At 68.1% G+C, this 11,449-nt stretch carries 3 protein-coding genes; all 3 read right to left on the reverse strand.

Going from position 1 to position 11,449, the window contains the following annotated elements; translation table 11 throughout:
- Nucleotides 1-5,390 (reverse strand): RHS repeat domain-containing protein (locus E0D90_RS17960; protein WP_227870296.1); only part of this gene is annotated, 5,390 nt, incomplete at its 3' end.
- A gap of 196 nt (nucleotides 5,391-5,586) precedes the next feature.
- Nucleotides 5,587-9,771 (reverse strand): LamG-like jellyroll fold domain-containing protein, encoded by a 4,185-nt coding sequence (locus E0D90_RS17965; protein ID WP_227870297.1) that lies wholly within the window; start codon nucleotides 9,769-9,771, stop codon nucleotides 5,587-5,589.
- 621 nt (nucleotides 9,772-10,392) lie between these two features.
- Nucleotides 10,393-10,773, reverse strand: coding sequence for a hypothetical protein (locus tag E0D90_RS17970; RefSeq protein WP_174856218.1), 381 nt, complete (start codon nucleotides 10,771-10,773; stop codon nucleotides 10,393-10,395).
- Between the last annotated feature and the right edge of the window lie 676 nt (nucleotides 10,774-11,449).

An 11,449-nucleotide genomic window follows, 5' to 3' on the forward strand; every position in this document is an offset into this window, starting at 1 on the left:
GGGTCGAGCGAGATGAATCGGCCGAGGGCCGGGTCGTACTCTCTCGCGCCGATGTTGTACAGACCGGTGGTGGCGTCTGTGGTGCCGCCGACGAAGGTGCGAGTGCCGGGCCACTCAGCGCCCGGCGAGGCCCCCCTGATCCCGCCGAATGGCAGGGTGCGGCGCCGCGTGACCGCCTGGGTGGCGGCGTCCACTGCGATCTGGCCGGTGGCATGGTGATCAGCGAGCGTGAAGACCGTGTTGCCGTCGTTGTCGATGACGGCCTGATGGCCGCCCCCGATGTCGACGTACCGGATGGCCTTCGGCGTGCTCGACCCCGCGGTCACCGTGACCTCGGTGTGGCCGAGGTAGAGCGTGGTCTCCATCGACGTACGGCCGATCAGCCGGATCCCGTCGGCGGTGTAAAGGTACTCGGCCCCCGTGCCGTCGGCGTTCTCGACCTCCGCGACGCGTCCCTCGGGATTCCAGCTCAGCGTCTGAGTTTCGCCGCCGAGCTGGCGGGAGACGGTGTTGCCCGTGGCGTCGTATCCGTACTCCTCCAGCGACCGCACCCCGGGGGCGTCCTGGATGACCTCGGTCACGGCGTGCGGCTGGCTCTCTGAGTACGTGTACTCCCTCTCGATGCCCTGCTCGTGCAGCGTCTCGGTCAGGCGGTTGCCCACCTTGTCGTAGGTGTAGGCGTGGTGGTAGGGCGCCGGCCCACCGACCGTCGCCGCGGCCCCGGAAGCCGCGCACTGGCCGGCGCCCTGGGTCCAGCCCTCCGTCAGCCGCCGCACATGGTCATAGGCGAAGCACTGGATGTCCGTGCCGCTGCTCGATACCTCCGCGATGGACAGGACGTTGCCGACCTGGTCATAGGCGTAGGTCTCATGCCGGTCCCCGACAGGCTGGTCGAGGCGGTCCACCCGCGCCGTCTTCAGGCGCTGGGTGCCCCACTCGTAGGTGTTGGTTACCCAAAGCGTCTTCCCGCCATTGGCGGACAGCTCGTACTCGCGCGGCTTACCGGTGAGGCTGTAGGTCGCGTCCATCCGGACGCCTTGTCCACCTGCGCTGGAAAGCAGCCGCAGGGTGCGGTCCTCATAGGTGAAGGCGAAGCTGTCTCCTGGGAGGCTGCCCGCGGCGGGGAGGCCGATCGAACGGACCATGCCGGAGGAGTCGTACGAGGTGCCGGACTCGTAGGTGCCGGCCAGGGCTCCTTCCGATGCCGGGATCACCACTTGTGTGCTCGTGGGGCGGTAGAGCCTGTCGTACTGCAGGACCTCGGAGACATAAGGGTTTCCGTTTTCCCAGCGGGTCGACTTGGCCAGGTACCCGCGGGCACCGGTGAGCGTGTCGTACACCCATTGGGCGCGCAGCTCACCGTCGGGGCCGCCCTCGCGCAGCTCGGTCTGGCGGCCCAGGCCGTCCTGGACATAGGCGAGCGTGACGCCACGGGCGTTGGTGGTGGAGGTCTTCTGGCCGCGGTCGTCGTAGTGCGTGGTGGACGTCCCGGCGTCGGGGTCGGTGGACGAGATCTGTCGGCCGAGCTGGTCGTATACGTAGGACCACTGGTTGCCGGCCGGGTCGGTCACCGTGGAGAGCTCACCACGCGCGGTGTACTGGTACCGGGTAGCGTCGAACGCCGCACCCGCGCTGCGCTGATGAAGTTCACGCAGCTCAGTCAGCTGCCCCCGGGCATCGTTGATCTTCGTGGTCGCCGTTCCGCCCACCGGGGGGATCACCGTGACCCGGTCGCCTCCGTGGATGGTCTGGGTGACCGACAGGACGCGGCCGCCGTCGCCATCGCCCGCCACCAGGCGAGTCTCGGCCTCCCGGCCGAGGCCGTCGAAAGTGGTCCGGGTCTGCGACTCGACAACCGACTCGTCGGCGGGCCGGAAGATCGCCTGCGCCGGCAACCCACCGGTGAAGTACGGGGCGAAGGTCTTGGCGGGCAGCCCGCGTTCGTCGTAGAAGACATCGGTCAGCAGCCGCCCGCCGTCCGGTCCCGGCTCCTGGGTCTGGCGCTCGCGCAGGAACCCGTCGTAGAGGGTGTACGCGGTGTCCTGGCGATCGTCATTGCCGATCGTCTTGGCACCCACCGACACCGGCTGGCCCTCGACGATCCGGTAGGTGAATTCGTGGCTCGGCACCAGACCGGTACGACGGTCGGGCAGCCACACCTTGGTGGAGCGTCCCAGCGCGTCGTACGTCAGGTTGGTCTCTTTGCCGTTGGTGTCCCTGAGCCGGGTTGGCAGCCTGCGCGGGCCGCTCAGCGTGGTAACGGTCGTCTGCCGAGTCGCGTCATTGCCCGCGGTAGCCGGCGGCGTGGTCTCGGTGATGGTGTTGGGAAAGCCCGTCGCTGGGGCGTACGCGGTGGTGGACGTGCGGCCGTCCGAACGCGGGGTGCGGATCGGAGTCCCGGTGTTGGTGGCCGTGACGTCCGCGGTCAGGTCGGTGGTGGAGGTCACTCGGCCGAACGCGTCATAGGTGGCACCGGACTCCAGGTACGTGCCCGTGGTGCCGTTGTGCGACTTCAGGACCGCGGTCGCGGTTATGTCTCCGAACGTCGGCTCCTGGCCGTAGGCCCTCCCGTCGTAGGCATACAGGGTGTCCGACAGCACGTCCTTCGACCGGTCCGGGGTCGCCGAGCAGCGCACCCCGACCGTCTCCGAGCGGGAAGGCAGGCCGAGCAAGGCCAGCTCGGTGCTTGCGTACGTGACGCGGGCACAGCGGTCATCGGCGCTGGTAGCGGTGTCGCCACGGTCATCGACCTGGGTGAGCCGCCCTGCGACGGTGTCATAGGTATTGAACTCCTCGGTGGTGCGCCACTGCGCGCCTGCGCCGTCGTCCAGCGAGGTCCAGGACTTGCTGTGCGCGGTGCCGGTGAACTGGGCGCTGACCGTCCCCCAGTCCCGGACCCGCTCCGCGGTCTGGTGACGCCACGGCCGGGAGACCGACTTCTCCAGGACTTGGCCACCGTCACCGGAGAAGGTGACGGTCTTGTACGGGAACCCGGCGTGCGCCCGGTGGTCGGTGATCGGTTCGCCCTCGCCCGCCCCTAGCGCGACGTTCACGGTTTTGGTGCCGCCGGACGGGCGCGCGCGGTCACCGTGCATACCGCGCAGGAAGTAGTGGTCGGACTGTGAGAGCATCGCGGACTGCCCTCCGGATCGGACCCGGACCTGGCCGTAACCGCGCCACTGCGACCAGGTCTTCTCCTCGTCCGGGACGAGGCCCGAGTCGTCGTCGTAGTGCCAGGCCGCGCCGCCAAGGTACTGGTACCGGGTGACCTGGTCGGGCGAACCGCCCGTGCGGTCGGTCGCCGTGACCGACTCCACCACGTACTTGTTGAACCAGTGAAGCTCGGGGTCATGGTCCGGCCCGCCACCGAGGTACTGCGGAAAGCAGCGCGTGGTGTTCGACTGCGGAGTCGGCAGGTTCGAGGCGTTGCAGGCCGGGGCCGAGTACCCCACGTCGATCTGCCCACCGACCTCGTCCGCAACCGACGACAATCGCGCCTTCACGAACGGCGCGTAGCCGTCCCCCGTGCGATCCATCCGGTTCGCCAACTGGGTATAGCCAAAAGTGGTCCTCGGCAGTGTGACGGCCGGCGTGGCGGCGTGACCTGTGTGCTGCACGCTGGAGAGCAGCAGCTGATAGTCGACATCGGCCGTGCCCCAGTGGTGGGCGAGCTTCCAGGAATCCACGTTCTGGTAGCCGGTACCGACCCGCACCTGGGTGGTGACGCCGGTCAGCCGCTTCGTGGTCCAGAACGTCGGTGAGTAGCGCCCCCGGTCGCACTCGGCCCCTGCGTTGCAGTTCAGGTCCCATGGGGTGTCGTACCAGGAGAACGGGTTGGTGGTGATGTCCGAGCAGTCCGCCCCGTTGCCTTCCAGGCACCGTTCGCTGTTCGTGAACTGCACCTTCGCCAGCGGCGCGCCTCCGTAGACAGTGTCCTTGGTGAGGCCGTACTCGATTCGGTTCAGCGAACCACCGCGCGTATAGCGGGTGTTGTTGTCAGTGTCGAGGAACCGGCTGTAGGAGTTCTGCTCCCGGTCGTAGTAGTACGTCAGCGCGTTGCCGCGCGTGTCCACCACGTAGTCCAGGTTCCAACGCCACGCCTGCTGGCACCAGGCGTCCTTGATCTGTGCCCGGTAGCACGGATCACCTGCGTCGTTGCCGAACACCGGGACGGTCCAAGCGGAGTTGGTGACAGCTCTCCCGGTCGACCAACCCGGCAGGCGATGGTAACCGAAGTAGTACTGTGTCCCGCCCGGGACGGTGACCCGCCAGTACTCGTTGTCGTTGTCGCCATTGGCACGGGCCGAGTCGGTCAGCCGCTCGACGACGGTCCCGTCATCGTTCTTCAGCTTCCATCGGTTCGCGCCGGCCGGGACCAGTTCGCCGGCGCCACCGTTGAAGGAGATGAAGGCATTGTCGTAGTCCCAGCACAGATCACCGATGTTGTGCCCGTCGGCGTTCTCCACCTCGTCATAGCCGCACTCCTTGTACTTCCGCTCGATGTAACCCGGCCACAGGTCAAAACCGTCACCGACCCACGAGCTCTGGTTGTTCGTCCCGCCGGTACGGCCGTCGATCGAACCGGAGGAATAGGACAACTCCAGTTCCGGCGCCAGGCCCCCCGGCACCTCCGGTGTGGGGAGCGGATGCGACCAGGTGAAGTCGCCCGTGTTCAGGCTCGTGTCCCACGTCGCGGACGCTGCGAGGTCGGTCGCCTTGTAGTCCCCCTGCTCACCCTCCTCCGACGACACGACCGCCAGCACAGCCGCACTGCCGTCGAGTGCCACAGCGTGGGCCGTCAGCGTGCGCTCCTCGACGTCGTTGAGGGCGTCGACCGGCTTCCGCTCCTGGCAGTCAGCCAGTTCCGGCGTGGTGGCCGCGCACTCCGGCAGTTCAACCAGGGTCAGCCGTGAACCAAACCCGCCGCCGAATGCCTCGGCGAACTCCCTGTAGTCCAGGCGAACATCAACCTCGACTACCGGCTCTTCACCGGCCGGCGGCACTGCGACGCCGAACCGCTCCTGCCCCCACACTCCCGACACGGCTGTGGACAGGACCACGACCGGGCCGGCGGCCCCGACCATCTCGGCGGCCTTCTCTCCCAGGATCTCGACGTCCGCGGTTACCCGCCGGTCAGCCGCCACGCTCACCGGAATGCCGTCCACTGCGGTGAACTCGTCGGCATTCACGCTGACTTTGGCCCGCCCGGGTCCGGGCATCTCGACCTCGGGCTCGCCGGGCGGCTTCGGCGGCAGATGGTCCGGTCCGCGCGGTGCAACCGGCTGGGCCGACCGCCCCTCGACTGCCTCCTCCGCATCCGGCAGATCCGGGCGACCGCCTTCCGCCGCCGCGCGATCGACCGTCATGGCCTGCAGCAGGGTCGCCACCATCACTGCCGACAACCCCACGGCGCAACGCCGTCGGGCGTTTCGTATCCACTGGTCTCTACGCCGTGCGCCCATGCCAGCCATGCCCGGACACCATCCCCTGAAAGAAGCCGACCGCGACAGACGCCGTCGATGAAGTTACTGACGAATCCGATGCGGGTGTGCTCACGGCCGCGGCTGTGAGCACACCCGGGCCTGCTCAACCCGCCGGGCTCTCCGTGGGCATGCCCGACTGCCCCTCTGCCAGCCTCCTGACCTGGAGCGCGGTCAAAGCGCCCTGGAAGAACCAGAGATCATCTACGGCTCCAGGCCAGTAGGCCTCCCACGCGCCGTCCTTCCAGGTCCGTCCGACCTGCAGTGAGTGCGTGGCCTCGAACGTCAGGACGTTCTCCGCCCATGAGGCCCCGGGTGCGCACGCGGAGTCGGCGTCCTCGCCACAGACGACCTCCTGGAGCTGACCGTTCACATACAGCTCCACACGCTTGGTGAACCCGTCATAGACCAGCGCCAGGTGGTTCCACTCCCGTACGTCCCAGAAGAGCTGGTTGTCCACATGGACTTCGACAGCGCCGTTGCTGTCCGTCTGCGGCACCGCTACCCGCCAGCTCCCCCACCCCTCCTCCTCAGGGTGTGGCACGAACCGCAACGAGAACGCACTCTGCCGGCTCCTTGGTGCGCTGACGAGACTCACCTCTTGGCCCGGTGCCCCGACCGCCTGCGCCCAACCCGCGACTGTGAAGCTCGCGGATGTGTCCGCAGGGAGCCTGCCAGTGGCCGCGTAGCCGGCGGCACCGTCGAGCTGCAGCGCCCCTTGGTCCACCACTCCGGCACCGATTCCCGCGCCGCCGCCGAATACCAGGTGGTTGGCGCTGGGAGACGCGTCCGGGGTGAATGTGGTCCCCTGCTCGAACATCCAGCGAGCCTTGAGCACGGGCGACTGGTGGAACATCTGCGTCACCTCGTGGGGGGTGACCATCCGGTTGTGGACCCGCACATCGTCGATCTCCCCGGCGAAGAACGACCGGAGCTCGCCGCTGTACTGACCGGCGCCGAGTTGCAGCCGCCCGCTGGCATGCCAGGGCTCGGTGATCGCGGTCTCGCTGACCAGAAGACCATTGACATACAGCGACAGCATGCGCCGCTGCGCGTCATGCACGCCGACCAGATGCTCCCACTCACCGTCCCGGGCGTGGGTTCCGGACGGCTGCGCGGCGCGAACCGGGGTGGCGCCCACAGCGTTGGAGCTGTACTGGTTGAACGCCCAGCGGTCCTGCGTTCTGGAGTAGTAGAGCTCGAACCCGGGCCGTTCGCTCGCCACTTGGGTGGCGATGATTCCGGCCGTGTCCGCCCGGGACTTGTCCAACCTGGCCCAGGCGGATACGGCAAAGCTCTGTGAGGTGTCGACCGTGCCGGCACTCGCCGCGCCATAGGAGTCCACACCGTTGAGCGCCATTCCGGTAGCGGTGACTCCCGCCGCTCCCGTCTGGGCTCCTCCGTGCAGAGCCACAGGCAGCGGCTGCGACCGGCCCACGGTCTGGCGGGCGTCGGCGGCCTCGTCGAAGGAGAAGACGGCAACCGCGGGCCGTCCGGGCGCCTGGTCGACGAGCTGCTTGCCGAACAAGCTGCTGACCAGAGGAGTCTCGCTGGTCATGGCATAGTCGAAGAGCTGGACCTCGTCGATACCGCCGTGGAAGCGGTCCCTGACATCACCCGCCCGGCGGGCGGCACCGATCTCCAGCGCCGTCTGAGCACTCCAGGCGTCCGCGTGCGCCGTGGTGCCGGCCAGCGTCCCGTCGACGAAGAGCCGCAGACGCTGGCCGTCATAGCTGCCCAGCAGATGGGTCCACTCCCCGGTCCGCACCGGAGCGTCCGCAAGCACTCGGCCCCGGCCGTCGGAGGGGTCGTCACCCCGGTACTGCATGAACGCCCACTGATCGAAGTGGCCGGAGTAGTAGAGCACGAAGCCGGGGTGGTTGCGGCCGACCTGCTCGACGACCACCGAGGAATCCGCAGTCTTCTCATCCAGCCGCGCCCATGCCGACACGGTGAACGGACGGCTGGTGTCCGTCACATGGCCGCTCACCGAGACGTTCCCTGTGCCGTCCAGCTCCAAGCCGTTGCCCACGACGCCGCTGGAGCCCAGCGCACTGCCGCCTTCCAGCTCCCCGGTGTGGAGAGAATCGTCGCTCTGCACGGTGGAGGAGCCCTCGGGCTCGTCCAGTGCCCAGCTCATCCGCGGTGCCTGACCCGCCGAGACCCGGAACTGATAGGTCTGGATCTCGGAAGCGTTGCCCGCCTGATCGAATGCCTGCGCCGTGACGAAGTGCAGCCCAGGCTGCTGCGGCAGCACCTGAACCACCCGTGCCGCACCGTTGCTGGTCGTGAGCTGGTTCGCGGCGGTGGGATCGCCATTGACTCCGTACCAATACCGGGTTACGTCGCTGTCCGCAGCCGTCAGCGTGAACGCCCCGTAGTGGCCCGCGCCTTCGAACCACGGGTCGTCCACCGCGGCTGGGTCCGACTCGGGGAACCGATTCGACGATACCGACGGAGCAGCTGGCACCGACCGGTCATAGAAGAAGAAACACGATGCCGAACTGCCTGACGCCGTCCAGGGACTGTAGTCGGAGCCGTCGTACGATCGGGCCTGCCAGTTCAGCCGTGTGTTCTGGGGCAGGTTCGACGGCAGCCGCACGGCGAAGCTGGAACCGGAGCGCTTGGCGGTGCTCAGCGAGGAGGTCCACACCACGTCCGAACCCGTCCGAACCCGAAACTGGACGCGGACGCTGTCACCGTCGGGGTCAGTGACGTTGTTGGCGTGTATCTGGCCCAGCGTCCGCACATACGGCGCGGCCCCCGACGCCTTGCAGGCGCCGCCGTACTCCATCGTCAACTGCGACATCTTGATCTGGTGCGGCGCACGGTTGTACGTCACACGCAGATGCGCGTTCTTCCCGAACCTCTTCCAGTGCAGGTTACTGGTCTCATTGCTCGCCCGCAGCCCGAACGTCATCGAGCTGGTCCTGCTGTCGGCCGCCCTCTGTACTGCTGCCCGCACGTCGAACTCGGCGTCCCGCGCGGGCCTGCAGCCCATGCTCGGGTCGCCGCCGTAGTGGAAGGACTCTGTGCGGAGACGCTCGATCCAGAACCCCGAGGCCTGCTGCGTGTTCCAGGTGGTGTTGGCGTTGATCGACTTCGTGCGCCACAGCTCCACCGGCCGGTTGACACACTGCGCCGAGTGCGTATTCGGCACCGTGAACTCGGCTTTGAGAACGCGCGTTCCGGCGAACCGGGAGGTGTCGATCTGATAGAAGAGCCGCTTGACCTCGTTCGGGTTGCACCGAGCCCAACCGACGCAGTACCCCAACCCCTCATCGTTCTGACCGTTGAACTTCCACTGCGGGCTACTGGCCCAGTGCCGCGAGACCATCGTCCAAGCAGCGGCACGCGGGGCATGGTCCTGCGGATCGATGAAGACCGGGTACTCCGTCCCCTCGCCCCTCAGCACCTCCGGGTCGGGAGTGAGCGTCAGCTCATCCGCGTCACTGGAGACCGCCACCTCCATCACCGCCAGTCGCCCGGACTCGCCGGCGCCGACCTCGCCCCGCTCGGAACCCGGACCCACGGCGCGGACCTGCGGGCCCTCGGCCGCCCCGGGCGGCGTGCTGGAATCCCACATCAGAGGCGCGGGGGCTTCGAACACCAACGCGCCCGAGCCCGCGTCTGTCGCCGTCAGACCACCTGCCTCCGAAACAGCCAGGTCCAGACCCTCCAGCTCCAGGCCGAACCGGACCTCGTCCAGAGCGGGATCCTGCGCCGCCTCGGCCGACTTGACCACCACAAGCGAAGTGAACCCGTCCGGCGTGGCCTCCATCCTGAGGTCAACGCCCGTCAGTACCTCGGGATAGGTCGCCACAGGGCCGTCCAGCACCGGTGTGGGCAGCGCGCCGGGCCACGTGCGGGACATCTCCCTGCCGTGTCGTGCGAGCGTCACCAGCGGGCCGTCACCGCCCGCCGAGAATTCCAGCTCCACCGTGGACGCCTTCGGTCCGACCGCTCCGTCTGCCCTTTCGACCAACTCCAGGTCGACCGGGGCCCATTCACCAGAGACCCGGGTCCAGACCGGGACGACGTACTCCCGGGCCTCCAGCGACCCGTCCGGCAAAGCGAACACCTCGCGCGTCTCGCCACGCTGCGTGAGCACTTCCACCGGCTCATCCGAGGCGCGTGCCTCGGCCAACGCCACCGCCTCCGCGGATTCCGGCTCACCGGCCGGGTCGTAGGCGTCTCCTGACACCACGGCATTCCCCGTCGGAGGCGACCCCGACGCAGATCCCGGCAGCACGCCGAACGCCAGCACCGCAGACAGACCCACAGTGGTCACCGCACGAAATCCAGGCAGGCGTATGTGCCCAACCATCCCCCGCTCCTCCCCAGAGCACGAACACAGCCTCCACAAACGAGAGGCAGGGAGGAACACTATGATCACTAAACGCACTTCGTCTACTACAAATTGACTAGGGATACACACCCAAACCGCCCAGAACGGCCCAGAACGGCCCATCCTCAGAGTGGCCTCGATCACATCCCCCCAGAATTGGAACCACCGAGACCGCGAGACGCAAGCACGCGCCTTCACACACCGGTCACACAGACTCGGGCACATCCGTGCCACCTTCCCGCCCGCTCGGCCCACGAAGCACTGCGGGCACGTGGGCGGGGCAACCCAGTCCGACGAGTCCCACCGCCCGCGTAGTGAGCATGGGCGTTGCGCTGCCGGTGGGTGCTGTCGTGCTCCCTCAGCCCTTAGCCACGGGCGCTGGCCGCCCACACCCCCGCCGTCGATGCCACAACCAACGCGCGCTGTCCAGGGCCTCGAACGGGAGACCTGATCCCGGCTGGCCGGCTGGAGCGAACACGCCCCGAACCTTCGCCCCTGGTCGAGCGGTGACAACCGACGGCGGACTCGGCGTCGCTGGTGGGCCGGGGGCGTGTTCGGCCGGTGTCAGTGTCGTGCGAACCGGCGCAGGCCGGCGAGAACGGACGGCGCGATCGTGTCCGGGTGCTCGACTTCGTGCAGCAGGTGATCCACCCCGGGCAGCACCACTCGGCCCGGTCTACCGGCATGGGCATGGCGCAGGGCGGTCGTCAGGGCGTCCGTCGTGGAACAAAGGATCTGGGGGTCGTTGGTGCGGCACATCAGCTGTAGCGGTGCCGGGGCGGGCTGCAGCGGCGTTCGGTGGACAGACGGCGTCGTCACTTTCCACGAACCGGGCGCTGAGGCCCTGGAACGCCTCGAAGAGGCGGCGATCACACGGGGCAGGTCGGTGGCGTCGACCGGCCGCCCTTCGCGGAGGGAGGTGACGGCGGCATCGCGTGGCAGCATTGATGGTGCGTTGCCCATCCGGCCTGAACTGGCCCTGCCGGGTCGCTTCGGCGACCTGGTCCTTGAGCGCGGCTTAGGGCGGGTGGCGGGGATAACTGGGAGTGCCCGCCGCCTGACTGTCCGCCCATGCCCCCGCGGGGGTTCAGCGCGAGCGAACCCTGAACACCCCCGCCAGCCTGCTCGGAACAGGAGATCATCACCCCCACACAGCGGGGAACCTACTGTCCGTTCACATTGCCCTACGGCGGCATCGGTCGGCGACCGATGCCCAGGCATCGCGACCCGCAGCCGCCAGCGCCGTCTCCCGGACCCGGGTAGCCGCAGCTGCAGAATGGGTCGAATCCACTACGGAACGTGACTGATGCGGCAAGCCCTTGGGTTGCGAGGGCTGGAGGGCTCCCGGGGACTCGGCGCCTCAGCGGCACGAGTGAAGGAGCTGCTTGAGCCCGCCCGATGTCAAGGAAGACGCTGTGAAAGGTGGTGTGGCGAACGCCTAACCGGTGCCCATCCGAGGGGGATCGAGGGGGACTCAGCGGGATGGAAACGGGCGGCTATGTCCGGTCCTTCGGCATCGTTGCAGGTGAGAGGCGTCACTTGAATGGGTTCGAGTCCCACCCGCCCCACACAGCGAACCCACGCAGAGCCGTTCTGACCTGGGGAAACGCGGTTTCTGGGG

Origin of the sequence: Streptomyces otsuchiensis (assembly GCF_004305975.1) — a bacterium.
In the GTDB taxonomy this organism is placed as follows: Bacteria; Actinomycetota; Actinomycetes; order Streptomycetales; family Streptomycetaceae; genus Streptomyces; species Streptomyces otsuchiensis.